This window comes from Bradyrhizobium sp., assembly GCF_036735945.1.
Taxonomy (GTDB): Bacteria; Pseudomonadota; Alphaproteobacteria; order Rhizobiales; family Xanthobacteraceae; genus Bradyrhizobium.
Genome location: NZ_DAINNI010000017.1, coordinates 19,633 through 44,029 on the forward strand (window position 1 = coordinate 19,633; position 24,397 = coordinate 44,029).

At 65.4% G+C, this 24,397-nt stretch carries 26 protein-coding genes and 1 other RNA gene; 9 read left to right on the forward strand and 18 right to left on the reverse strand.

The window, feature by feature from the left end; genetic code table 11:
• Positions 1-31: 31 nt before the first annotated feature.
• The 6 genes from V7E26_RS08695 to V7E26_RS08720 form a co-directional block, all read right to left on the reverse strand.
• A complete protein-coding gene (locus V7E26_RS08695) occupies positions 32-1,501 on the reverse strand; it encodes a methyl-accepting chemotaxis protein (RefSeq protein ID WP_324415042.1) in 1,470 nt (489 codons plus the stop codon).
• Positions 1,502-1,523: 22 nt separating this feature from the next.
• Positions 1,524-1,874, reverse strand: a complete 351-nt coding sequence (locus V7E26_RS08700; RefSeq protein WP_324415043.1) for a hypothetical protein — start codon at positions 1,872-1,874, stop codon at positions 1,524-1,526.
• A gap of 68 nt (positions 1,875-1,942) precedes the next feature.
• Positions 1,943-2,443 carry an Lrp/AsnC family transcriptional regulator gene (locus tag V7E26_RS08705; protein ID WP_324415044.1) on the reverse strand — a complete coding sequence of 167 codons (501 nt, stop codon included), beginning with the start codon at positions 2,441-2,443 and terminating at the stop codon, positions 1,943-1,945.
• Between the two features lie 68 nt (positions 2,444-2,511).
• Positions 2,512-3,471 carry a sugar kinase gene (locus V7E26_RS08710; protein WP_324415045.1) on the reverse strand — a complete coding sequence of 320 codons (960 nt, stop codon included), beginning with the start codon at positions 3,469-3,471 and terminating at the stop codon, positions 2,512-2,514.
• Positions 3,472-3,564: 93 nt separating this feature from the next.
• Complete coding sequence (nudC, locus tag V7E26_RS08715) at positions 3,565-4,515, reverse strand: NAD(+) diphosphatase (protein ID WP_324415046.1); 951 nt, start codon at positions 4,513-4,515, stop codon at positions 3,565-3,567.
• Positions 4,516-4,519: 4 nt separating this feature from the next.
• Positions 4,520-4,939 carry an HIT family protein gene (locus tag V7E26_RS08720; protein WP_324415047.1) on the reverse strand — a complete coding sequence of 140 codons (420 nt, stop codon included), beginning with the start codon at positions 4,937-4,939 and terminating at the stop codon, positions 4,520-4,522.
• 228 nt (positions 4,940-5,167) lie between these two features.
• Here V7E26_RS08720 and ffs point away from each other — a divergent pair.
• From ffs to V7E26_RS08745, 5 genes are all read left to right on the forward strand, one after another.
• An RNA gene (ffs, locus tag V7E26_RS08725) (signal recognition particle sRNA small type) lies at positions 5,168-5,264 on the forward strand.
• Between the two features lie 109 nt (positions 5,265-5,373).
• Entirely contained in the window at positions 5,374-7,203 is a 1,830-nt protein-coding gene (locus V7E26_RS08730) for a DNA polymerase III subunit gamma/tau (protein WP_324415048.1), read from the forward strand.
• Positions 7,204-7,225: 22 nt separating this feature from the next.
• On the forward strand, positions 7,226-7,549 hold the full coding sequence (locus V7E26_RS08735) for a YbaB/EbfC family nucleoid-associated protein (protein ID WP_324415049.1): 324 nt from the start codon (positions 7,226-7,228) through the stop codon (positions 7,547-7,549).
• Between the two features lies 1 nt (position 7,550).
• Complete coding sequence (gene recR / locus V7E26_RS08740; RefSeq protein WP_324415050.1) at positions 7,551-8,156, forward strand: recombination mediator RecR; 606 nt, start codon at positions 7,551-7,553, stop codon at positions 8,154-8,156.
• Positions 8,157-8,180: 24 nt separating this feature from the next.
• A complete protein-coding gene (locus V7E26_RS08745; RefSeq protein WP_324415051.1) occupies positions 8,181-8,609 on the forward strand; it encodes a hypothetical protein in 429 nt (142 codons plus the stop codon).
• A 156-nt stretch (positions 8,610-8,765) separates the two neighbouring features.
• Here the strand turns inward: V7E26_RS08745 and V7E26_RS08750 are convergent, their stop codons facing one another.
• Positions 8,766-10,121, reverse strand: coding sequence for an AmpG family muropeptide MFS transporter (locus V7E26_RS08750; RefSeq protein ID WP_324415052.1), 1,356 nt, complete (start codon positions 10,119-10,121; stop codon positions 8,766-8,768).
• A gap of 175 nt (positions 10,122-10,296) precedes the next feature.
• Entirely contained in the window at positions 10,297-11,505 is a 1,209-nt protein-coding gene (locus V7E26_RS08755; RefSeq protein ID WP_324415053.1) for a DNA recombination protein RmuC, read from the reverse strand.
• A gap of 172 nt (positions 11,506-11,677) precedes the next feature.
• On the opposite strand from V7E26_RS08755, the gene def reads away from it, so the two are divergent.
• The 3 genes from def to truA all read left to right on the forward strand — a co-directional run bounded on the left by def (position 11,678) and on the right by truA (position 13,957).
• Complete coding sequence (gene def / locus V7E26_RS08760; RefSeq protein WP_324415054.1) at positions 11,678-12,205, forward strand: peptide deformylase; 528 nt, start codon at positions 11,678-11,680, stop codon at positions 12,203-12,205.
• 82 nt (positions 12,206-12,287) lie between these two features.
• Positions 12,288-13,220, forward strand: a complete 933-nt coding sequence (gene fmt, locus V7E26_RS08765) for a methionyl-tRNA formyltransferase (RefSeq protein ID WP_324415055.1) — start codon at positions 12,288-12,290, stop codon at positions 13,218-13,220.
• On the forward strand, positions 13,220-13,957 hold the full coding sequence (gene truA, locus V7E26_RS08770) for a tRNA pseudouridine(38-40) synthase TruA (RefSeq protein ID WP_324415056.1): 738 nt from the start codon (positions 13,220-13,222) through the stop codon (positions 13,955-13,957). The genes fmt and truA overlap by 1 nt, the downstream gene beginning before the upstream one ends.
• Before the next feature lie 63 nt (positions 13,958-14,020).
• On the opposite strand, the gene dapE is transcribed toward truA, so the two are convergent.
• From dapE to rpmH, 10 genes are all read right to left on the reverse strand, one after another.
• Positions 14,021-15,187 (reverse strand): succinyl-diaminopimelate desuccinylase, encoded by a 1,167-nt coding sequence (dapE, locus tag V7E26_RS08775; RefSeq protein ID WP_324415057.1) that lies wholly within the window; start codon positions 15,185-15,187, stop codon positions 14,021-14,023.
• A gap of 50 nt (positions 15,188-15,237) precedes the next feature.
• On the reverse strand, positions 15,238-16,083 hold the full coding sequence (gene dapD, locus V7E26_RS08780; protein WP_324415058.1) for a 2,3,4,5-tetrahydropyridine-2,6-dicarboxylate N-succinyltransferase: 846 nt from the start codon (positions 16,081-16,083) through the stop codon (positions 15,238-15,240).
• A 78-nt stretch (positions 16,084-16,161) separates the two neighbouring features.
• On the reverse strand, positions 16,162-16,854 hold the full coding sequence (locus V7E26_RS08785; RefSeq protein ID WP_324415059.1) for a pyrimidine 5'-nucleotidase: 693 nt from the start codon (positions 16,852-16,854) through the stop codon (positions 16,162-16,164).
• Positions 16,855-16,868: 14 nt separating this feature from the next.
• Positions 16,869-17,918 carry a DUF1036 domain-containing protein gene (locus V7E26_RS08790; protein WP_442893367.1) on the reverse strand — a complete coding sequence of 350 codons (1,050 nt, stop codon included), beginning with the start codon at positions 17,916-17,918 and terminating at the stop codon, positions 16,869-16,871.
• Positions 17,919-17,950: 32 nt separating this feature from the next.
• The gene (argB, locus tag V7E26_RS08795) at positions 17,951-18,847 is read right to left on the reverse strand and encodes an acetylglutamate kinase (protein WP_324415060.1); all 897 of its coding nucleotides are present in this window, start codon (positions 18,845-18,847) and stop codon (positions 17,951-17,953) included.
• A 120-nt stretch (positions 18,848-18,967) separates the two neighbouring features.
• A complete protein-coding gene (locus tag V7E26_RS08800) occupies positions 18,968-19,339 on the reverse strand; it encodes a DUF423 domain-containing protein (RefSeq protein ID WP_324415061.1) in 372 nt (123 codons plus the stop codon).
• On the reverse strand, positions 19,339-19,989 hold the full coding sequence (gene yihA, locus V7E26_RS08805) for a ribosome biogenesis GTP-binding protein YihA/YsxC (RefSeq protein WP_324415062.1): 651 nt from the start codon (positions 19,987-19,989) through the stop codon (positions 19,339-19,341). The genes V7E26_RS08800 and yihA overlap by 1 nt, the downstream gene beginning before the upstream one ends.
• A 57-nt stretch (positions 19,990-20,046) precedes the next feature.
• Positions 20,047-21,939: a membrane protein insertase YidC gene (yidC, locus tag V7E26_RS08810; protein WP_324415063.1), complete on the reverse strand. Its 1,893-nt coding sequence runs from the start codon at positions 21,937-21,939 to the stop codon at positions 20,047-20,049.
• Entirely contained in the window at positions 21,936-22,319 is a 384-nt protein-coding gene (gene rnpA, locus V7E26_RS08815; RefSeq protein ID WP_324415064.1) for a ribonuclease P protein component, read from the reverse strand. Before rnpA ends, yidC begins: the two co-directional genes overlap by 4 nt.
• A gap of 25 nt (positions 22,320-22,344) precedes the next feature.
• A complete protein-coding gene (gene rpmH, locus V7E26_RS08820; protein WP_008542748.1) occupies positions 22,345-22,479 on the reverse strand; it encodes a 50S ribosomal protein L34 in 135 nt (44 codons plus the stop codon).
• Between the two features lie 421 nt (positions 22,480-22,900).
• Between rpmH and V7E26_RS08825 the strand changes: the two genes are divergently transcribed.
• Positions 22,901-24,379, forward strand: coding sequence for a sensor histidine kinase (locus V7E26_RS08825; protein WP_324415065.1), 1,479 nt, complete (start codon positions 22,901-22,903; stop codon positions 24,377-24,379).
• The last annotated feature ends 18 nt before the right edge of the window (positions 24,380-24,397 follow it).

The following is a 24,397-nucleotide window of genomic DNA, read 5'->3' on the forward strand; positions in this document are numbered from 1 at the left end:
CCCGCTGAAACGGGGGAGATCGCATCTGCCGTTACGCAACGCGCAGCGAGCCAAGGAACCTGGAGACCTCGGACTTCAGGCGCTCGGACTGCGACGACAATCCGTTGGCGGCATCCTGCAGGCTGGCCGCGGCCTTGCCGGACTGTTCCGACGCCTGGCTGACACTGAGGATGTTGGCGTTGACGTCCCTGGTGCCGTTTGCCGCCTGCAGCACGTTGCCGGCGATCTCGCGGGTCGCCGCGCCCTGCTGCTCGACCGCGGCGGCGATCTGGCTGGAGATCTCGTCGATCTCGGCGATGGTGCCGCCGATGGTCTGGATCGCGTTGACGGCTTCGCCGGTCGCATTCTGGATGTCCTGGACCTGCGCGGAGATTTCTTCCGTCGCCTTGGCGGTCTGGTTGGCCAGTGCCTTGACCTCGCTCGCCACCACGGCGAACCCCTTGCCATGCTCGCCGGCGCGCGCCGCCTCGATGGTGGCGTTCAGGGCGAGCAGGTTGGTCTGGCTGGCGATGTTCTGGATCAGCGTGACCACCTCGCCGATCTTCTGGGTGCCGGCGGCAAGGCCCTCGACCACGGAATTGGTCCGGCGTGCTTCGCCGGCGGCCTTGCCGGCGATCTCCGCCGACCGCGTCACCTGCTGGGCAATGCTGTTGATCGACGCCGAGAGTTCCTCGGTCGCCGAGGCAACCGTTTCGACATTGGATGAAGCCTGGTTCGAGGCATTGGCCGCGGCCGAGGTCTTGCTGATCGTTTCCTCGCTGCTGCCGCTCATGGTCGACGACAGGTTCTGCACCCTGGTCGCCGCGACCGCGACGGCCTCGACGATGCTTCCAACCGTGCGCTCGAACCCGGCGGCCAGTTCGTGCCGCGCGGCGTCACGCTCCTGCTTGGATTTTTCCTCGACGTCCAGCCGCTCGCGGTTGGCGCGGGCTTCCGAAGCGCCGGCCGCCGCGGCTTCCGCGCTCTTCTGGGCCGTCGTCTCGAACAGATGCGAGAGCTTGAACGACAGCCAGCTCAGGACGCCGGCCTCCATCAGCAGGATGACGGCGTGCAGCACCACGCGGCCGAGATCGGCGCCGCCGGGATAGATCGCGGCCGGCAGCAGGAAATTCAGCGCCAAATGATGCAGCGCGACGGCGACGGTGCCGGCAAGGATCGGGCGATAGTCGCAATAGGCGACCAGGCAGGCCAGCGCGGCAAAGAAATACATGTGCATGTCGAGCTGCCAGGCATGACCGGCGAGCTGGTAGGCGAACACCGAAACTCCGCCCATCAGCGCGACGGCAAAGATCAGGCGTGTCGACAGGCCGTTGCCCGAACTCGCCCACGATGCCGTCGCGGCCAGCGCCATGGCTGCCATCAGCGCCGTCGGTCCCATCCAGCCGCTGTCGCGCATCAGGCCGATGGCGAACGCAATGGGAACATGAAGCCAGAGCAGGCCGAGCAAGGCCTTGCTGGTGGTTTCGCGCAAGGCTGCGAGATCGTCGCTTTCATTGATCATTTCATGTCCCCAATATGCAAAGTCATTCCGGAAGGGCGTTCTGTTTGCTGAAACAGGCTGCAATGGCTTGCGGGTCGATCGTGAACCAGGCTCCGGCTTCGTAAAGCCGCGACAGGCCATCGCGGCCGTCGGGTCGCACCACCAGAAGCGATGGGACGGCGGTCATGCGGACGATCGCAGCGTTGGCCGAAGTTACGGCCGACAGGGCCTGCTCGGAATTCCACCAGGCCGGGAATGCCACCGCCACGACTTCAGCGCCGGGACGGGCCTGAAAGGCCAGTCCTGCGATGCAGATGAAGCTGGCAAGCAGCAGCAGCGTGGCGTTGAGCCACGCCGGCCACAGGCGGCTGGCTGGTGCGTGTGTCGGACCCATCCCCTGTGTCTATGGACACAGGGCTAATGTTCGGTGAAAGCTCTGGTCCGTAGAATTGCGGACGTCGCCTACGCCGCCGGCACCGGCAGCGCGGTCACCGACTTGATCTTCTCCATCGCAAAGCGCGAGGTGACGTTCTTCAGCGGCACGGCGCTGATCAGCTTCTTGTAGAAAATGTCATAGCTCGCCATGTCGGCGACCACGACGCGCAGCATGTAGTCGACGTCGCCGGCCATCCGGTAGAATTCCATCACCTCGGGCATGGCGCTGACGGCGTCGGCGAATTTGCGCAGCCAGGCGTCGGAATGGTCGCTGCTCTCGACCGAGACGAACACGGAAATGCCGAGCCCGATCTTGTTCTGGTCGACCAGCGCGACCCGGCGCAGGATCACGCCGTCGGCCTCGAGCCGCTGGATCCGCTTCCAGCACGGCGTCGACGACAGCCCGACCCGGTCGCCGATTTCGGCGACCGACAGCGAGGCATCCTCCTGGAGCACGGTCAGAATCTTGCGGTCGATGGCGTCCAGGCGGCGATGGGCTTCGGGGAGCTGAACGGCTAGATCGGTCATGAGAAAAATGTTCCATAGAATAGGTGTGATATCCTAATATATAGAAAATTCTTCTATAGCAAGCCCCTCTAAGTCTTCACCGTGGCCTGGCCCGCAACCTTGCCGTGGCTCAAAAGCTCTTCAACTTCAGCACGTTGCGGGGCGGCGAAAGCGCCGCCGAAACGGGTGCATTTCAGGGCCGCGGCGGCCGAGGCAAATCGCAGCGCCTGCCGCAACTCCTGCTTCTCGGTGATGGCGAGGGCAAACGCGCCGTGGAAGACGTCGCCGGCGCCGAGCGTGTCCACGGTGTGGACCGGGAAGGCGGGGGTCTCCTGGATCTCGCCCTTCTCGTCGAGCCAGATCGTGCCCCGGGGGCCGCGCGTTCCCGCCAGGAAGGAGGGGGTCAGCCTGGCGATCTTCCTCAGCGCCTGGGCGTCGTCGGTAACATCGGCGGTCTCCTGCAGCGGTTCGCTGGAGAATACCAGGTGCGTCGAGGCGTTCAGCAGGCCCTCGCGCAGCGACATCGCCCGGTCGACGTCGACGATCACGGGAATGCCGCGCCGGACCGCCTCGGCGCAGAGCTCGGTGCAGAATTCAGCGCAGCGGCTCTCGGTGAGAATGGCGGCGCAATCGTCGAGCAGCGTGTCGAAGTCGGGCAATTTCACCTGCCACAGCTTCGGGTCGCGGAAGGTCACGATGGTGCGCTCGCCGGACGGGTCGATCATGACCGCCGAGATCGGCGTCACCAGATCAGGCATGTGGATGAGATGCCTGGTCTCGATGCCCTCATGCGCCATCTGGTCGAAGATGAAGCGGCTCGATGTTTCCCTGGCATCGCCCATCGGCCCGCAGATCGAGGCCCGGCCGCCGAGCCGCACGATGCCGATCGCCGCGTTGAGCGCATTGCCGCCGCAGATTTCGGCGAAGGCGGTGGCGTTCTCCTTGGAACCGCGCCCGGGAACACCCGGCGTGTGAAAGGTGAGGTCACGCACCGGCATGCCGATGCAGAGAATCCGCGGAGCCTTGGGCGCCTTGTCCTGAAAGTTCATTTCCGGAATCCGTCGTGTCCGTTCAAGCCCCAAATCAATCGGGCAGGGTCAATCGAGCCAAGGTCAATCGGGCCGGCAGGCGTCGGTTCCCCGCTATGCGCCGTTGTTGCCGCCGCCATGCAGCCATTGACCGATCAGATGATGCGCAATGGCGAAGGGATGAGCGGCAAACAGGCCGTCGGGGTGCTGGCGCTTGTGCATCAGCGCGAGTTCGGCGCGGTCGAACCAGCGCGCATCCTCGAGTTCGACGCGGTCGACGACGATGTCCTCGTTGATCGCGCGCGCCGTGCAGCCGATCATCAGCGACGACGGATAGGGCCAGGGCTGCGTCATGTAGTAGCTCACGTCGGTCACGCGGATGCCGGATTCCTCCCAGATCTCGCGGCGCACGGCGTCCTCGATGGTCTCGGCTGCCTCGACAAAGCCGGCGAGGCACGAATACATGCCGGGCATGAACTGCTTCTGCCGGCCGAGCAGCGCCTTGTCGCCGAGGCTCACGAACATGATCACGACCGGATCGGTGCGCGGAAAATGCTCCGCCTTGCAGCTGCCGCATTCGCGCTTCCAGCCGCCTTCCCGCATCGAGGTGCGCGCGCCGCAATTGGCGCAAAATCCGTGGCGCTGATGCCAGCCCACCAGCGATTTCGCCATCGCGATGGCGGATAGCTGCTCGAGCGGCAGCACGCCTTGCATCGCCATGCCGCGCAATTCCGTGACCGCGACGTCGCTGCGGCCGACCAGTTTTTCCGCGGCGGCGGGCGCAATGCCCATGCCGAACACCGGCGCACCGTCGCGCAGTCCCAGGAAAACCGTGCCGGGATTGGCGCCGTAATCGAGCGATTCCCTGATCGAGAGCAGCGCGCGGGGGCCGCTCTCCTCCTGCTTCAGGACCAGCGAGTCGCGATAGATCACAAAGGCCCGCGCATTGCTCTGGCCTTCCATCGCAAGCAGCTTGTCGTCGTTGGTGCGCAGATGGGCGGCGCGATCGAGGACGTTGGTAACGAAGGCAGGCTTGCCCAAAGGATATTTGTCGAATGCGGCCATCTGTTCAACCCAACCAGATCTTGCGGCGAAGCGCGTTGATGAAATTCTGAACTTCCTCGGCGTCATGCGCCAGCGGCGGCATCACGCCCCAGACCGGGCGCGGCCAGGCGGCGTCGGTGGTGCGCCGCGCGATGATATGGACATGCAACTGCGGCACCAGATTGCCGAGCGCCGCGACATTGAGCTTGTCGCATTTGGTGATCTCCTTCAGCGCCCGCGAGACCCGGGAGATTTCGGTCATCAATTGCGCCTGCTCGACCTCGCCGAGATCGATGATTTCCACCGCGCCCTCCCGGCGCGGCACCAGCAGCAGCCAGGGGTAATGCGCGTCCTTGATGACCAGCACCTTGCTCAGCGGCAGGTCGCCGATATCGATGGTGTCTTTCGTGAGTTGGGAGTGCAGCGACCAGGCGTCAGAGGGCATGGGAGGTCTATAATCCTTGAAGTGGCCTTGCAGAGGGCGGACCGCGCAACCAACACCCGTCATGCCCGGGCTTGTCCCGGGCATCCACGCCTTTCTTGTGCTGGATCAGAGGAAGCAAGACGCGGATCGCCCGGTCAAGCCCGCCCATGACGAAGGAGGGTAGTTCCGGGCGCATGGCGCCATCAACCCCGCTTGCTTTCCGGGCCTTTTGGCCCCAAATAGGGACCGGGAGATTGGCGGTGGACGAGCCACTCGCCAACCGGGTCAGGTCCGGAAGGAAGCAGCCCTAACGAGGTCCGGATCGGGTCGCTCGTCAGTCTCCTACCTGTTTTTCGAGCAAATCGCGCATGAAAGCGGCTCGCTCCGCCGCCATGCGCTCGATTGCGTCCTGTCCGCAAGCCGGCCCCGAGAGACAATCAATTGCGGATCGATCGATGAGTGATGCTGGCGCTCCCCCCGACAAGTCAGAAGGCCAGGGTGGCCCAGGGCTCGGCAGCGAGGCCGCCAAGCCCTACCGGGTGCTGGCACGCAAATACCGCCCCTCCAGCTTTGACGATCTGATCGGCCAGGAGGCCATGGTCCGCACCGTTTCGAATGCGTTCGAAACCGGGCGAATTCCACAGGCCTGGATCCTGACCGGCGTCCGCGGCGTCGGCAAAACCACCACCGCGCGAATCCTCGCCCGTGCGCTCAACTACGAGAAGCCGGATGGTTCGGTGAAGGGGCCGACCATCCACATGCCTGATTTGGGCGTGCACTGCCAGCCGATCATGGAAAGCCGGCATATGGACGTGCTGGAAATGGACGCCGCGTCGCATACCGGCGTCGACGACGTCCGCCAGATCAATGACAGCGTGCGCTATGCACCCGCCAGCGCCCGCTACAAGGTCTACATCATCGACGAAGTCCACATGCTGTCGACGGCGGCCTTCAACGCCTTCCTGAAGACGCTGGAGGAGCCGCCCGAGCACGCCAAGTTCGTGTTCGCCACCACCGAAATCCGCAAGGTCCCGGTGACGGTGCTGTCGCGCTGCCAGCGTTTTGATCTCCGCCGCGTCGAGGCCGACGTGCTGATGGGGCATCTGTCCAGTATCGCCGGCAAGGAAGGCGTCGAGGTCGAGCCTGAGGCGCTCGGCATCATCGCGCGCGCCGCCGAAGGTTCGGTGCGGGATTCGCTCTCGCTGTTCGATCAGGCGATTGCGCATGCCGCGGGCACCGTGCGTGCCGACGCGGTGCGGCAGATGCTTGGCCTCGCCGACCGCACAAGGGTGATCGACCTGTTCGAGCATCTGGCCCGCGGCGATATCGCCAGCGCGTTCGGCGAATTCCGTTCGCAATATGACGTCGGCGCCGATCCGGTCGTGGTGCTGTCCGACCTCGCCGAATTCGTCAATTTCGTTACCCGCGTGAAGATCGTCCCCGCCACCGCCGACAATGTCGCGTTCGGCGAGACCGAGCGCGTGCGCGGGCGCGAATTCGCCGCCAGGCTGTCGATGCGGGTGCTGTCGCGGATGTGGCAGATGCTGCTCAAGGGCATCGCCGAGGTGCAGACCGCGACGCGTCCGGCGGCGGCCGCCGAAATGGTGCTGGTCCGCATCGCCTATGTCGCCGATTTGCCGACCCCGGACGAAGCAATCCGCATGCTCGACCAGAACGGCGGCGGAGCGCAGATCGCCTCGAACAACTCGGCGCCGTCACGTCCCGCGCCGGCCGCGCCGGTGTCCCAGATGTCAGCGGCGCCGATGCGAACGCCGGCCTCGCCGCGCGCCGGCGCGGAAGCCTCCGCGCGCCCGCAAATGGCAGCGCCGTCGGCCGAGACCAGCTCCGCACCCGTGCTGCGGATCAACAGCTTTCCGCAACTGGTGGCGCTCGCGGGCGAGAAGCGCGATCTCATGACCAAGGCGGCGCTGGAGGCCGATATGCGGCTGGTCCGGTTCGAGGACGGGCGGCTGGAGGTGGCGCTGGAGCGCAACGCGGCGCGGGGGCTGGTCAACGACCTCTCCCGCAAGCTGGAACTGTGGACCGGGCGGCGCTGGACCGTGGTCGTCTCGAATGAAGAGGGACAGCCGACGCTGCGCGCGCAGAACGAGCAGGCGCGGAACGAGCACGCCCGCGCAGCCGAGGCCGATCCGCGCGTGCAGGAGGTGCTGTCGCGGTTTCCCGGCGCCAGGGTAATCGAGGTGCGCCGCCTTGCCGCCGAGCCGCCGGAATCCGATATTAACGCTGAAGACTTGAACGAGAGTTCCGACGGCGACGACGACTGATCGGACTCGAGAGGACGGATCAATGGCTGATTTTCTCGGCATGATGAAGCAGGCGGCGCAACTGCAATCCAAGATGCAGGCGATGCAGGAAGAACTCGGCAATATCGAGGTCGAGGGCATTTCCGGCGGCGGGCTGGTTGCCGTGCGCATGACCGCGAAGATGGAAGTGAAGGGCGTCAGGATCGATCCGTCGCTGATGAAGGCTGAGGAGCGCGAGGTGCTCGAGGATCTCCTGGTCACCGCGCATGGCGATGCAAGGCGCAAGGCGGAAGTGGCGATGCAGGAGAAGATGCAGGCGCTGACCGGTGGCCTCGGCCTGCCGCCCGGACTGCTTGGTCTCGGCTGAAATGGCTGCGAGCGTTGCCGGCCCTGAAATCGAACGCCTGATCCAGCTTCTGGCGCGCCTGCCCGGGCTCGGACCGCGCTCGGCGCGCCGCGCCGCGCTGCATCTGATCAAGAAGCGCGAGGCGCTGATGACGCCGCTCGCCGGCGCGTTGCAGGTCGCGATCGAGCGCATCCAGGTCTGCAAGACCTGCGGCAATATCGACACCAACAATCCCTGCACGGTGTGCACCGATCCGCGGCGCGATCCCTCGACCATCGTCGTGGTCGCCGATGTCGCCGATCTCTGGGCGCTGGAGCGGGCCAATGCCACCAGCGGCCGCTATCACGTGCTCGGCGCCACATTGTCGCCACTTGACGGCGTCGGCCCGCAGGATCTGACCATCGACGCGCTGGTGGCGCGCGCACACGATCCACAGGTCAGCGAGATCGTGCTGGCGCTCAACGCGACGGTTGATGGCCAAACTACCGCCCACTACATCACCGATCTTCTGCAGGACGCCAATGTCAAGGTGACGCGGCTCGCGCATGGCGTCCCTGTCGGCGGCGAGCTTGATTATCTCGACGAAGGTACGCTATCGGCAGCGATGCGGCAGCGAACGCTGTTCTAATCCAACCATACGGAACTGATCGACATGACGAAACGAGGATTCGCCAGGCGCTCCCGCTTTGCGCTGATCATGGTGGCAGCAGCGCTGGCCGCGTCTTCCGCATCGGCGCAGCAAGGCGAGCCCGCGCCGAAGCCCGGCAAGCCGATCCATGCCGGCGACGTGCTGTCCGGCGAACTCAACGCGATGAAGGGCAGCAAGCGGGGCAAGCGCCCGCAGACCTACCAGATCACCAGCGAGCCGCGCCGCCTGCCGCCGCCGAACGGCCTCTGCAATCTCGAAACCGGCCCCGAAACGTTCCAGCTCGTCACCACCAGCGACGCCCAGGCCGCGCAACTGAAGAACTTCATCGGCAAGGAAATCTCGGTCAAGGTCGACGAGGTCGCCTGCGCGCAGGACGCCGGGCAGATGAGCGAAGCCGTCGTCACCAAATGGAGCGTGCTGACGAAGCATTAGGAAGCTTTGGGCTCTTCGTCGTCCCTGCGAACGCAGGGACCCATAGCCACAAATATTCATGATGTGATTACGCTGGAGCTCCAACGCGCTCAACAATCGGGATCGGCGGTTATGGGTCCCGGCGCGCGCTTCGCTTGGCCAGGACGACGGCGAGTTCTAGACCTTCACCGGTCCCAGCTTGTCGAAATGCCCGCGGCGCTGCAGCCAGGCCAGCAGGATCAGGCTCGGGATCGCGACCAGGACGCAGATCGCAAAGAACAGCGGCCACCCGGTCGCCTTCGCCACATAGCCCGCGCCGGAGGATAGATACGTCCGTCCCACGGCGGCGAGCGCGGTCAGCAGCGCGTACTGGGTCGCGGTGTGCAGCGGGTTCTGGCACAGCGCCGAGAGATAGGCGACGAAGATCACGGTGCCGATGGCGCTGGTGAAATTCTCCGCCGTGATCGCAAATCCCAGCGCCCACTGGTTGACGCCGACCATCGCCAGCCACGAGAACGACAGGTTGGCCACCGCCTGCAGCACGCCGCCGATCCAGAGGCTCGCGGCCAGCGAATAGCGCCGCGCCACGAACCCGCCGGCGAAGCCGCCGATCAGGGTCGCGGCGAGCCCGACGCCCTTCACGATTGCGGCGTAGTCGTTGCGGGTGAAGCCGAGGTCGATCACGAACGGCGCGGTCATTGTGCCGGAAAACGCGTCGGTGAACTTGAACAGCACCACAAAGGCCAGCGCCGCGAACGCGTCACGCCTGGTGAGGAATTCCGAGAACGCGCCGATCGCGGCATGCAGCACCCGGGAAAAGGCGCTCTCGCTGCGCGTCGCAGCTTCCGCGCGCGCCGATTGCTCAGGCTCCGTCGCGACCAGCGCCGTGACGGTGCCGACCAGCACCAGCGCGGCCATCACGACATAGCCCCACATCCAGGCTGCGCCGGGCTCGAGGCCGGTGTTCTGGAACCCGGTGACGATGAACAGCGCGCCGGCGGTCGAGACCAGCATGCCGATGCGATAGGCCGCGACATAAGAGGCCATTCCGGCGGCCTGTTCGCTCTCCGGCAGGCTCTCGACGCGAAACGCATCGACCACGATATCCTGCGTCGAGGACATCGTTGCGACCAGCAGGGCGCCCAGCGCCACGAACAGCGGCGAGCGAGCCGGATCGGTGATCGCCAGCAGCAGGATCGATCCGATCAGGAGCAGTTGGGAGAACACCAGCCAGCCGCGCCTGCGGCCGAACGCGCGGGTGAAGAACGGTACGTGCAGCGCGTCCACCAGCGGCGCCCACAGGAACTTCAGGGTGTAGGGCGTGCCCACCAGCGCAAACAGCCCGATCGTGCCGAGATCGACCCCGGATTCCCGCATCCACACCAGCAGCGTCGATCCCGACAGCGCCAGCGGCAGGCCGGAAGAAAAACCGAGCATCATCACGATCAGCACGCGCGGCTGAAGGTACACGGCAAGGCTCTCGCGCCAGGTGGGGGTGGGCGGTGTCTGGGAGCCGGCTTCGGGTGCGGTCATGCAGGGCGTGTTAGCAGATTTCCGTGCTTTCCCTCTCCCCTTGTGGGAGAGGGTGGATCGAATGAGCGGAAGCTCATTCGAGACGGGTGAGGGGTCTGTCTCCGCGGATAGAGACCCCTCATCCGCCTTGCCTTCGGCAAGGCACCTTCTCCCACAAGGGGAGAAGGAAAGATACTCACTCCCCCGCCTGCAGCTTGCGGGGGGCGGGGAACAGTTCGGCTGTTCCGCCCTTGACCACGCGCGGCGCCTCCACCGGCGGGTCCGCCTTGCTGAAATCGAGCTCCTCGATCCGGCCCGCGCGTTTCTCGATCTTGTCGGCCGAGATCAGGATCTGCCGCACGTCCTCGTTGACGTCGCCAAAATGCTTTTGCAGCTTGAGCACGCGGTCGCGCAGGCGGTTGAGGTCGTCGCCGAGGTTGAGCACCTCGGTACGGATCTGGTCGGCGGCATCGCGCATGCGCGCGTCCTTCAGGATCTGCTGCATCACCTGGATCGCCAGCATCAGCAGCGAGGGCGACACCAGCACGACGCGGGCGCGGTAGGCCTTCTGGATCACGTCGTCAAACCCGTCGTGGATTTCGGCGTAGACCGATTCCGACGGCACGAACATCAGCGCGGTATCCTGCGTCTCGCCGGTGATCAGATATTTTTCCGCGATGTCGCTGACATGCTTCATCACGTCGTTGCGCAGGCGCTGGCTGGCGAATTTGCGCTCCTCGTCCGTGCGCGCATCGTGCAGCGCGGTCATCGCCTCCAGCGGAAATTTCGCGTCGATGCAGAGCGGCCGCTGGTCGGGCAGGAACACCACGCAGTCCGGCCGCTTGCCCGACGAGAGCGTGTACTGGAACTCGTAGGAGCCCTGCGGCATGCCGTCCTGGACGATCGCCTCCATTCGTGCCTGGCCGAACGCGCCGCGCGACTGCTTGTTGGCGAGCACGTCGCGCAGCGTGGTCACCTGCGAGGTCAGGTCGGTGAGGTTCCTGTGCGCATTGTCGATGATGCCGAGGCGCTCGTGCAGCACGCGCAGGCTGTCCATGGTGTGGCGCGTCGTCGCTTCCATCGACTGGCCGACGCGATGGGTGACCGAATCCAGCCGCTCGTTGACCGCGCGCGCCATCTCGGCCTGGCGGCCGGCCAGCGACTGCGCCATCGCGTCGACGCGGCCGGTGGATTCGTTCTGGGCGCGCAGCATCTCGCTGACGCGCTCTTCCAGTTCGTCGGCGCGGATCGCCTGCGCCATCGCGACTTCCGCGCCGCGGCGGCCCGAACGGGCGAGGATGATGGCGATGGTCAGCAGCAGCACCAGCGCGAGCGCGGCGAAGCCGGCCAGCGCCTCGCCGACGTGAATCGGCAGTTCGCCGACGATGAAGAGAATTTCGTTCATGGCTCGACTTGTAGCCCGATTCGCTGCCTATCGCGAACGAAGAGAGAACATTTATGGTTAACCAGAGGCTAATTTTCGTGGTTAACGCGGTCTTAAAAATCATGGTTAAGGCCGCCTTAACCGGCGCCCCGGCGCATTGACCCCGGCAAATCAGCAGCTTAAATCGCGCGCTATGGCCTTAAGAGAAATCATCATCCTGCCGGACAAGCAGTTGCGGCTGGTCTCCAAACCCGTCGAGAAGGTGACGGCGGAGATCCGCAAGCTCGCCGACGACATGTTCGAGACCATGTACGACGCGCCCGGCATCGGGCTGGCGGCGATCCAGGTCGCGCAGCCGCTGCGTCTGATAACCATGGACCTCGCCAAGAAGGACGAGAACGGCGAGACCACGCCGAAGCCGCGGGTGTTCATCAACCCGGAGATCGTCTCCGCCTCCGAGGAACTGTCGGTCTACGAGGAAGGCTGCCTCTCGATCCCCGAATATTACGAGGAGGTCGAGCGCCCGGCGCGGGTGCGCATCCGCTTCACCGATCTCGACGGCAAGGTGATCGAAGAGGACGCCGACGGCCTGTTCGCCACCTGCATCCAGCACGAGATCGACCACCTCAACGGCGTGCTGTTCGTCGATTATCTGTCAAAGCTGAAGCGCGACCGCGTGATGAAGAAATTTACCAAGGCCGCCAAGCGCGCGACGGGGTGAGGCTGCCTCTCGTTTCGCCGTGATGCCCGGGCTTGTCCCGGCCATGACGGAGTAAACCAAATCGACCTGGGATTTCCGTTCCATGCCGCTCCGCCTGATCTTCATGGGCACGCCCGAATTCGCGGTGCCGACACTGCTCGAACTCGTGGCCCACGGCCATGAGGTCGTGGCGGTCTATACCCGCGCGCCAAAACCGGCCGGACGCGGCATGAAGATGCAACTGAGCCCGGTCGAGCAGGAAGCACGGCGGCTCGGCATTGCCGTGCTGACGCCTGCGACGCTGAAGACGGCCGAAGCGCTCGCCGAATTCCGCGCGCATGATGCGGATGCCGCCGTCGTGGTCGCCTACGGCATGATCCTGCCGCAGGCCATTCTCGACGCGCCGCGCCATGGCTGCTTCAACCTGCACGGCTCGCTCCTGCCGCGCTGGCGCGGCGCGGCGCCGATCAACCGCGCCATCATGGCCGGCGATGCCGAGAGCGGCGTGATGGTGATGAAGATGGATGCCGGGCTCGATACCGGCGATGTCGCGATGGCCGAGCGGCTGCCGATCACGGACACGATGACGGCGGCCGACCTGCACGACGCGCTGGCGCCGCTCGGCGCCGACCTGATGGTGCGCGCGATGGGCGGGCTGGCGCGCGGCGGGTTGACGCTCACCAGGCAAAGCGAGGACGGCGTGACCTACGCAGCGAAGATCGAAAAAGCCGAGGCGCGGATCGACTGGAAGCGGCCGGCCCGCGAGGTGCTCAGGCACATCCACGGCCTGTCGCCGTTTCCCGGCGCCTGGTGCGAACTGGCAGCGGAAGCGGAGCCGGTGCGCCTCAAGATCCTGCGCTGTGAACTGGTGAACGGCAAGGGTGCGCCCGGCGACGTGCTCGATGACAATCTTGCCATCGCCTGCGGCGAGGGTGCCATCCGCATTGTCGAGCTGCAGCGCGCCGGCAAGGCGCCGATGAAGGCGGCGGAATTTCTGCGCGGCACGGCGCTGAAGCCGCCTGCGCGGCTCAACTGATGCCCCGCTACAAACTCGTCATCGAGTATGACGGCACGCCGTTCTCCGGCTGGCAGATCCAGGATAACGCGCCGACCGTGCAGGGCGCGCTGGAGGCCGCGGTGCAGGCAATCTCTGGCGAAGCGGCGCGGGTCCATGGCTCGGGCCGCACCGATGCCGGCGTCCATGCGCTGGGGCAGGTCGCGCATTGCGATATCGAGAAGCCGTTTCCGCCGGGCCGCCTGCGTGACGGATTGAACGCACATCTGCGCCCGCATCCGATCGGCGTGCTGTCGGCCGATATCGTGGTTGACGATTTCGAGGCGCGCTTCTCCGCCAGGCGGCGGCACTATCGCTATCGGATCACCAACACCAGAGCCAACCTCGCGCTCGACATCAAGCGAAGCTGGAGGGTGCCGCGCCATCTCGACACCGATGCGATGGACGCCGCAGCGAAGCGGCTGCTCGGCAAGCACGACTTCACGACCTTCCGCGATACCGAGTGCCAGGCGAAATCGCCGGAGAAGACGCTCGACCAGCTCGACGTGGTCAGGGAGGGCGACGCGGTTTCGATCCTCACTTCGGCGCGCTCGTTCCTGCACAGCCAGGTGCGCTCGATGGTGGGCTCGCTGGTGTGGGTCGGCGAAGGCCGCTGGAGCACCGACGACCTCGCCGCCGCGCTTGCCGCCCGCAACCGCGCCGCCTGCGGCCCGGTCGCGCCGCCGGAGGGGCTATATCTGGTGCGGGTGGAGTATTAGTGACCCCAATCCCTACTGTGCATGGGGTTGTTTTCGATATTTTTGTCCAGCCACGCGGCTGGATCACGCAAAATATTTGTCCAGCACGCCCCGATAAATCCGGGTCAGCTTCTCCAGATCCGCCACCGGGGTGCGCTCGTCGATCTGGTGCATGGTCTGCCCCACCAGGCCGAATTCGATCACCGGGCAATAGCTCGAAATGAAGCGCGCATCCGATGTGCCGCCGGAGGTCGATAGCTCGGGCTTGCGTCCCGTCACCTCCTCGATCGCGGCGACGGCGAGGTCGGTGAAGGCGCCGGGCTTGGTCACGAAGACGTTGGAGTTGGAATATTCCCAGACGATGCGGGCGCGGATGCGGTTGCCGCAGGCTTTCGCCAGCCGTTCCTCGACGAGTGCGCGCAGCGTCTCCTGGGTGTGGTTGTCGTTGTAGCGGATGTTGAATCTGGCGCGCGCCTGTCCGGGGATCACGTTGCCAGCGGTATTGCCGACGTCGACGGAAGTGAATTCGAGGTTGGAGGCCTGGAACTGCGCGCTGCCGTGGTCGAGCGGCTCGTCGGAGAGCGCCACGATCAGCCGCGAAATATCCGGCACCGGGTTGGAGGCGCGGTGTGGATAGGCGACGTGGCCCTGCACGCCGTCGACATGGAGCGTGCCGGATTGCGAGCCGCGGCGGCCGATCTTGATGCAGTCGCCGAGCACTTCGACATTCGATGGCTCGCCGAGCACGCAATGGTCGAACTTCTCGCCGCGCCCGGCGCACCATTTCAGAAGCTTGATGGTGCCGTTGACCGAGATGTCCTCTTCGTCGCCGGTGATCAGGAACGAGATCGAGCCCCGACCATCCTTTTGCGGCTTCCCGCCGTTGTCGGCGAGATATTGCAGTACCGCGGCGACGCTGCAGGCGATGCCGCCCTTCATGTCGACCGCGCCGCGGCCGTAGAGGAAGCCGTCCTTCACCTCGCCGGAGAATGCGCCCAGCGTCCAGGCGGTTTCGTCACCGGCCGGCACCACGTCGGTATGGCCGGCAAAGCTGATGTGCGGCGCGCTGTCGCCGATGCGGGCATAGAGATTGTCGATATCGGCGGTGCCGGGTTCACCAAAGGTGACGCGATGCACCTCGAAGCCGGCATCCTTGAGAAGACGCTCGAGGACACCGAGCGCACCGGCATCGGCGGGCGTTACGGAGGGGCAGCGGACGAGGTCGCGGGTGATGGAAACGGCATCATTCATGGCCCGGCTTAACACGCCAAACCGACGGCGGGCTAGTGCCGCCGGTTCGATCAGTCCCGCAGCAGTTCGTTGATGCTGGTCTTGGCGCGGGTGCGCTCGTCGACGCGCTTGACGATCACGGCGCAGGCGGTGGAGGGGCCTACCTGGCCGTTCTTCATGGGCTTGCCGGGTAGCGCGCCGGGCACCACGACCGAATATTCCGGGACCTCGCCGATGAAGGTCTCGCCGGTCTCGCGGTCGACGATCTTGGTCGAGGCGCCGAGGAACACGCCCATCGACAGCACCGCGCCCTTGCGCACGATGACGCCTTCCGCCACCTCGCTGCGCGCGCCGATGAAGCAGTCGTCCTCGACGATCACGGGCTCGGCCTGCAGCGGCTCGAGCACGCCGCCGATGCCGACGCCGCCGGAAATGTGCACGCGCTTGCCGATCTGCGCGCAGCTTCCGACCGTCGACCAGGTGTCGATCATGGTGCTCTCATCGACATAGGCGCCGAGATTGACGAAGGAGGGCATCAGCACGACGTTGCGCGCGATGAACGCCGAGCGCCGCACGATGGCGCCGGGAACGGCGCGAAAGCCGGCATCGCGAAACCGGTTCTCGCCCCAGCCCTCGAACTTCGAGGGCACCTTGTCCCACCACGATGCCTTGCCCGGGCCGCCCTCGATCTGGCCCATGTCGTTGAGGCGGAACGACAGCAGCACCGCCTTCTTCAGCCACTGATTGACCTTCCACTTGCCGCTCGACTCGCGCTCGGCCACCCGCGCCTCTCCCTTGTCGAGCAACTCGAGCGCGTGATCCACGGCCTCGCGAACCTCGCCCTTGGTCGACGTCGAAATGCCGTCACGGGCATCGAAGGCGGAATTGAGGGTGGATTCGAGCGCGGACAGGGACATCGGGATTTCCTCGGGCTTTCGGGCGAAGGTGGGAGGCTTTTTCGGGATTTGGGCAGGGAGAGTCAAGGACACAGCGCCTTAGCGGCTATTCAATCGCTGCAAGAACCCGGTCAGGTCATCGGTGACATGATCGACATGGGCGGCATCGCGGCCTTCGAGCTCCCAATCCTCGCGCACCACCTCCCTGACGCCGTCGGGTACCACCAGCACCGTGGTCATGCCGAGCTGATGCGGCACCACGAGGTTGCGGGCGAGATCCTCGAACATCGCCGATTTCGAAGGGTCCACGCCGTGGACGCGCAGGAACTTGTCATAGGTCTGCGGCGCTGGCTTCGGCTCCAGTTCGGCGGCGATGATGTCGAACACCGCCTCGAAATGTTCTGTGATGCCGAGCCGCGCCAGCACCGCGCCGGCATGGTCGGTCGAGCCGTTGGTCAGGATCAGCTTGCGCCCCGGGAGTTTTGCGATCGCAGCCCCCATCACCGGGTTCGGCTCCAGCGGCGAATGATCGATCCGGTGCACGTAGGCGAGATAGTCGTCGGCGCGCACGCCGTGCTCGGTCATCATGCCGCGCATGCTGGTGCCGTAGCGGCGGTAATAGTCCTTCTGGATGAAGCGGGCTTCCTCGGCGGAGATCTTCAGGAAGGTGCTGATGAACTCGCCGATCCGCGCGTCGACCTGCTGCCACAAATTGACGTGGTGCGGGTACAGCGTGTTGTCGAGATCGAACACCCAGGTGTCGATATGTGTGAAGGGGCGGGGTGTCGTCATAAGTTCCTACCTTGTCACGGCATCGCAAATCGCAGCGTCTTGCCGCCGCTCGACATATCCACCGGCGCGAAGCCGATCGGCGCAAGCCCGCGGGTGCCGCAATCGCCTTGTTCCGACACCTCGAACTTGCTCTCGCGCGTGCAGAGTTCCTTCGGTCCGCCCCAGTTCAACGGCCTGTCGCGGTATTTGATGACGCGGTTTTCGCCGTCGACGGCTTCGGCAAAGCTGAAGACATGCCTGGGCTGGCCGGTCACGTCGGGATGCAGGCATTTGCCGGGATCGATGCGGTACCAGCCGCGGCTGGTCACCAGCTTCCCGTCGTCGGTGGCGACCGCCGCCATGATCCGGTGCGGCGTGTCGTTGCACCAGGTCAGGCCCGTGGAGGACGGCTTCTGCACGGCCTCGATCATGGTGGCGAAGAAAGTTGGCGACTGCACGATGTCGGCCGACAGCCCGCGGCTTTTCAGGAACGCGGAAAGCGCGGCCTGGGTCTTCGGCCCGTCGACGCCGTCGATCGGGGCGGCGTCGTAGCCGGCGATCACGAGCAGCCGCTGGATGCCGGCGAGCCGCGCCTGCTCGTCGTCATATTCGGAATCTTCGGCGAGATAGGCGACGAGGTTGCCGTCGTCGGTCCGCGTCGGCGTGATCTGGGTGAACGGCGCCCGCGTCTGGTTGCCGCGGCACTGGCGCGCGGCGGCGATGATGAAATTGTCCGGCGCGATGCACAGCGTGTCGCTGCCGTTCTGCGGGATCGGCGAGGCGCCGTAGACGCCGAGTGCGCGTGCATTCAACAGGATGCGGTCGGCGGTCAGCGCGCCCTGCAGCACCACGCGACAGGCGGCTGGATCGATCCTGAACCAGCCGCGCGTCGCGGTCGCCGCCTTCTCGTCGATACCGATCGCGGCCTCGACCACGTAGCTCATGCGGTTGCAGAGTTTCAGGTCGGCGAATACGGGCAGGCAGGACATGAACAGCGAGATCGCTGCCGCCGGCAGGGAGATCAGGAGACGCGTCAACGCCGGGCGCGGAGGCCGTTCCGTCCTGACCTCGTCAAGCCCGGCCATGACGGCCTCGGTTTGCGTCGCCGCCTGGTGCATCACTTGTGAATCAGCGTGCCCGTACCCTGATTGGTGAAGAGTTCGAGCAGCACCGCGTGCTGCGTCTTGCCGTCGATGATGACGACGCCCTGAACGCCCTGTTCCAGCGCATAGATGCAGGTTTCGACCTTCGGGATCATGCCGCCGGAAATCGTGCCGTCGGCGATCAGCTTGCGCGCGTCCTTCACCGACAGTTCCGGGATCAGCTTCTTCGACTTGTCGAGCACGCCGGGAACGTCGGTCAGGAGCAACAGGCGCTTGGCCTTGAGCGCGCCGGCGACAGCGCCGGCAAAGGTGTCGGCGTTGACGTTGAGGGTATGGCCGTCATGCGATGTCGCAAGCGGGGCCAGCACCGGGATCAGCTCATAGCCGATCAACTGGTTCAACAGCGTCAGATCGACCTTGTCGGGGTCGCCGACGAAGCCGAGGTCGACGGCCTTTTCGATGTTGGAGTCAGGGTCGACCATGGTCCGCGTCGTCTTCGACGCCTTCACCATGTTGCCGTCCTTGCCGCTCAGGCCCACCGCCTTGCCGCCGGCTTCGTTGATATAGCCGACGATCTGCTTGTTGACGGAGCCGGCCAGTACCATCTCGACGATCTCGATGGTGGCGGCGTCGGTGATGCGCAGGCCGGCCGCGAATTCCGACTGGATGCCGAGGCGCTTGAGCATGGTCGCGATCTGCGGGCCGCCGCCATGCACCACGACCGGATTGATCGCGGTCTGCTCCAGCAGCACGATGTCGCGCGCGAACGCCTTGGCGGTTTCCTCCGCGCCCATGGCATGGCCGCCATATTTGATGACGATGGTTTCCTCGTCATATTGCTGCATGTGCGGCAGCGCTTCCGACAGGATGCGGGCCTGATCGAGCGGACTGATATTCTGCGCTGAGGTCATGAAGCCGGGTCTCGCCATTTGCCGATGTCGGGCCGGGTTCTATCCGATTGGCGGGCAGGGCGCAAAGTGGGGGAATTGCGGAGGCTGATGCCCTGGACGCAGCATCCGGTCCTGCGGAATTTAGCCGCTTCTCGGCCAGGCCGCTGCGGCTGCCAGCGCCAGCCAGCTCGCGATCAGCAGCGTCCCGCCGGTCGGCGCGGCCATCGGAAAAAGCCCGCTTCCGGCATAGTGTCGCAGCGTCAGGTCGCCGGCGAACAGGCTCGCGCCGAGAACAAAGCCGGACGCGCCTGTGATGCCGATTTTCGCATGAACGATTGCGCGCTCCGCCAATGCGATGGCGCCCAATACCGCGCAGGCGTGAAACAACAGCATCGACGAGGCCGAAACCAGCCGCGACGCGTCCGTACCATGAGCGGAGGCCGCCGCCAGCATGACGCCGTCGGCGCCCATGATCGCAGCGAGCACGATCAGGATGCGGCCGGCACGAAGCATCAGCTGCGTTCCTTCAACAGCCGCACCATCGCCGCGCGCAATTCAGCCATGCCGGCGCCGGAACGCGAGGATGTTACCAATACTTCCGGAAACGCCGCCGGGTGTTTGGCGAGTGCGGCCGTGGTGTCGGCGATGTTCTTCTGCAGCCCGGCGGGCCTCACCTGGTCCGCCTTGGTCAGCACCACCTGGTAGCTGACGGCTGATTTGTCCAATGTCTTGAGCACGTCCTGATCGGCATCCTTGATGCCGTGGCGCGCGTCGATCAGCACATAGACCCGCGCCAGCGTTGCGCGGCCCAGCAGGAACTGATGGATCAGCCTGGTCCAGGACGCGATCTGCATCTTCGGTGCCGAGGCGTAGCCATAGCCGGGCATGTCGACCAACCGCAGCCCGGCGTTATCAGGCCCTTCGAAGAAGATCAGCTCCTGGGTGCGGCCGGGCGTATGCGAGGTCCGCGCCAGCGCGTTGCGGCCGGTGAGCGCATTGATCAGGCTCGATTTGCCGACATTGGAGCGGCCGGCAAACGCGACTTCCATGCCGGCCATCGGCGGCAGCGTCTCGATCGAGGGCGAGGCCCAGACGAACTTCCATTCGCCGGCAAAGAGCTTTCGCCCTTCCTCGATCAGCTTCGCATCTGTGTCGGCGGTCATGCGAAGGTTCTTTTCATCCGTCATTGCGAGGAGCTCGCAATGACGCGGAGGGCTCGATCACGTCTTTTCGACGGCCTTCTTCGGCATGAACGTTGCCTTGATGTTGTCGAACAGCTCCACCTTCACGCCGTTCTTGCGCATGATGTAGCTCTGCTGCAGCACCGAGAGCAGGTTGTTCCAGGCCCAGTAGATCACGAGGCCCGCGGGGAAGCCCGCCAGCATGAAGGTGAAGATCAGCGGCATCCAGTCGAAGATCATCTTCTGGGTCGGATCCGGCGGCGTCGGGTTCAGCTTCATCTGGAACCACATCGTGATGCCCATGATGATCGGCCAGATGCCGAGCGCGAGATAATGCCCGAACACCGGCACGACAGTCGGATCGAACGGCAGCAGCCCGAACAGGTTGAAGATCGTGGTCGGGTCGGGCGCCGAGAGATCCTTGATCCAGCCGTAGAACGGCGCGTGGCGCATTTCGATGGTGACGAACAGCACCTTGTAGAGCGAGAAGAATACCGGGATCTGCAGCGCGACCGGAAGACAGCCCGCGATCGGGTTGATCTTCTCCTTGCGGTAGATCTCCATCATCTCCTGCTGCTGCTTCTGGCGGTCGTCCGGATAGCGTTCCTTCAGCGCCTGCAGCTGCGGCTGCACCGACTTCATCTTCGCCATCGAGGCGTAGGATTTGTTGGCGAGCGGGAAGAACAGCAGCTTCACGATCACGGTCACCAGCAGGATGGCGAGACCGAAATTGCCGAACAGGTGGAAGAAATAATCGAGCGCCAGGAACATCGGCTTGGTGATGAAGTAGAACCAGCCCCAGTCGATCAGCAGGTCGAAATGGTTCAGCCCGAGCTGCTTGTTGTAGCCGCCATGGCCGGCGAGCGGGAAGTTGATGCCGACGACGCCGGCTTCCTTGGCGCCGGCAAACAGGCGTGCGTTGGCGCTGCCGGTGCCGCCGGGTGCGATGGTCTGCGGGTCCTGGACGTAGTTGGCCTGATAGCGAACCTTGGGGCCCGGGTCCTGGGCGAGGAAGCGGGCCTTGAGTCGCGCCGACGTGTCGGGCAGCAGCGCGGCGGCCCAATATTTGTCCGTTATGCCGAGCCAGCCGTTGGTCACGTTGAATTCGAAGCCGCGATCGCCATTGCCCAGAGCGGGCGCCTCGGAGACCGCCTTGTAGCCGTGCTCCTGCAGGCCCTTCTCACCGAGATAGCCGATCAGGCCTTCGTGCAGGATGTAGTAGCCGGAAACCTCGGGTGTGCCGTGGCGGGAGATGATGGCATAGGGATACAGTGTGATCGGCGCGCTGCCGGCATTGCTGACGTCGTCCTTGATGGTGAAGAGATAGCGGTCGTCGATCGCAATGGTGCGGCGGAAGGTAAGGCCTTCGCCATTGTCCCATTTCAGCGTCACCGGCTTCTCGGGCGTCAGGCTGCCAGTGCCTTCCTGCTCCCACGGCGTATCGCGGTCGGGAACGCGCGCCGTCGAGCCGGTCGCGGCCACCCAGCCGAACTCCGCGTAGTAGGGATGCGCGGTGCCCGAGGGCGAGAACAGCACGATCGCCGGCGATTTCGGATCGACGGTGTCGCGGAACTTCTCCAGTGAAAGGTCATCGATGCGCGCGCCCTTCAGCGAAATGGTCCCGGAAAGGCGGGGCGTCTCGACCTTGATGCGGGGCGACGCCGCAATCGCGTCCGCGCGGCTGACGACCGGCTGGGCGGGCTGGCCGGCGGGCGCGGCGGCGGAGGGCGCCGCACCGGGTTGCGGGGTGGTGGAGCCCGGCGACGTAGTGGAGCCCGGCGCCGACTGCGGTGGCGACTTGTTGAGGTCGGCCTGGGTCTGGGTCTGCGCACGCTGCCGCTCCATCTGCGGCACGTTGTAGAAATACTGCCAGGCGATCAGCACCAGGCCGGAGAGAATGACGGCGAGGATGGTGTTGCGGTTATCGGTCATCGTTTTGGGGTCTCGCCATTCAATGCGGACTGCGGGTCGCGCCGCTGTGGTTTCGGCTGCCGGTCGAGGCGATGCAGCGCCGAGCGGAGATCGTCGAGCATGGTTGCGAAGTCGCGGGTAAGCGCGGCCCGTCGGCCTACCAGCACATAATCATGATGCGGTCGCACGGATGTGACATCGAGCCGCTTCACCAACTCGCGAAGCCGGCGCCGGATGCGATTGCGCTCGGTGGCGGTGCCGTTTTTCCTGGTAACGGTGAAACCGATCCGGATCGGCCCGGCATCGTCGCGCGCCCGGCCCTGCACCACGAAGGCAGCGCTGTTGGCCCGCGTGCCATTGGCAACGGCGAGAAAATCCGCCCGCTGCCTCAGCCGATCCATGAATGAAATCTCCGGAAGATCCGGCTCAGGCGCTCAGACGCTTGCGGCCGCGCGCACGGCGCGCGGCGAGAACCTTGCGGCCGCCGGCGGTGGCGAGGCGGGCGCGGAAGCCGTGACGGCGCTTGCGCACCAGTTTGCTGGGTTGATAAGTCCGCTTCACGGGTAGTTTCTCCGCTGACCGGGCAATTTGCCTGTTGGATTGAGATCAAGTCCGATGATGCGGGGGCCCGAAAAAGAGCCGCTGACGGCCCCAAATGAGCCGCCCCCGGCTGCAGCCGGGCCATCGCGGACAATTCGCGCGGCTTATACGGGAGCGACCTGTTTTCGTCAATGTCAGGGGTCGCCGCAGCGCCCGTTCTTTGAAACGTCGCAATTGTGGCGAATATATCTGTTTTCGCGGGGTTTTTAGTGGTGAGACGGCGGCGTTCCCATACCATCGGAACACCCCGACATTAGCGATCGGTAATTTGACCGGTCGGCGGCCCAACCGCATCCTCCGGAATCACGGTCCGGCCGAAGATTGAGGGCTGGGCGGGGTGAGCCCGACGGGCTCACGAGCAGAGATATCAGGGCAGATATTCGTGTCAGCGACGGACGACCAGCCGACCCCCCAAGCAACGCGGACCTCCGCGCCGCGTCGGCTCGGCCTGTCCGGCAAGCTGCTGCTGCTGACCATTCCGCTCGTGATGATCGCCGGCCTGATGATCTACATCCCCGCGATCGCCAATTTCTGGACCAACCGCCTGAACGACCGCCTGGCGGCGGCCAATACGGCGGCGCTGGTGCTGGACGCGGCGCCGCTCGGCATGGTCCCGGAGTCGCTGGCGCGGCAGATCCTGACCAGCGTAGGTGCGCGGGCGGTCGCCATCAAGATGGGTCAGCAACGCCGGCTGCTCGCCAGCGCCGATCCGCCGGCAGCGATCGACCATGACGTCGACATGCGGACGTTGACGGTGTGGTCCGCGATCGTCGAATCCTTCGAGACCATGCTGGAGCGCGGCAACCAGTCGATTCGCGTGGTGGGGCCGGCGCCCGGCGGGGCGCAGTTCATCGAGGTGGTGATCGACGAACAGCCGCTGCGGCAGGCGATGTACCGGTTCTCCCGCAACCTGGTGCTGGTTTCGCTCGGCATTGCGACGCTCGCCGCGGGACTGGTCTACCTGGCGCTGCACTACCTGTTCGTGCGGCCGATGCGGCGGCTGACCGCCAATCTCGTCGGCTTCCACGAGAACCCGGAAAGCGCGGCGCGCATCATCGTGCCGAGCCAGCGCGGCGACGAGATCGGCGTCGCCGAACGCGAGCTGTCCGACATGCAGCGCGACCTCGTCTCGATGCTCTCGCAGAAGAGCCGGCTCGCCGCGCTGGGCCTTGCCGTGTCCAAGATCAACCACGACCTGCGCAACCTGCTGGCCTCCTCGCAATTGCTGTCGGACCAGCTTGCCAGCGTGCCGGATCCCCGGGTTCAGCGCTTTGCGCCGAAGCTGATGCGCTCGCTGGAGCGCGCCATCGATTTCTGCCAGTCGACGCTGTCCTATGGCCGCGCCCAGGAAGCCGAGCCGGATCGCCGCATGATTCAGCTCGAGCCTGTCGTGACCGAAGTCCGCGAATCCGCCGGCCTCGCCACTGACGCGTCGATCACCTGGATCACCGCGATCGAGCGCGGGATGTCGGTCGATGCCGATCCGGACCAGTTGTTTCGCGTGCTGCTCAACCTGGTGCGCAATGCGGTGCAGGCGCTCGATAGCCGCCCGAAGGGCGACGGCTCGCCGCTGCAGATCCGCATCACCGGCCGCCGCGAGGGCTCGGTCGCCATCATCGAGGTCTCCGACACCGGTCCCGGCGTGCCGGCCAAGGCGCGCGAGCATCTGTTCGAGGCGTTCCAGACCTCCGGCCGGCCCGGCGGCAGCGGGCTGGGGCTCGCGATCGCCGCCGAACTGGTCCGTGCCCATGACGGCGACATCCATCTGGTCGAGGGCACCATCGGCGCCACCTTCCGGATTTCGATCCCGGATCGCCCGGTGGAACTGCAGAGCGTCCGCAACGAGCGGGCGCGGGCGTAGGGGGCCTGGTCCGTCATT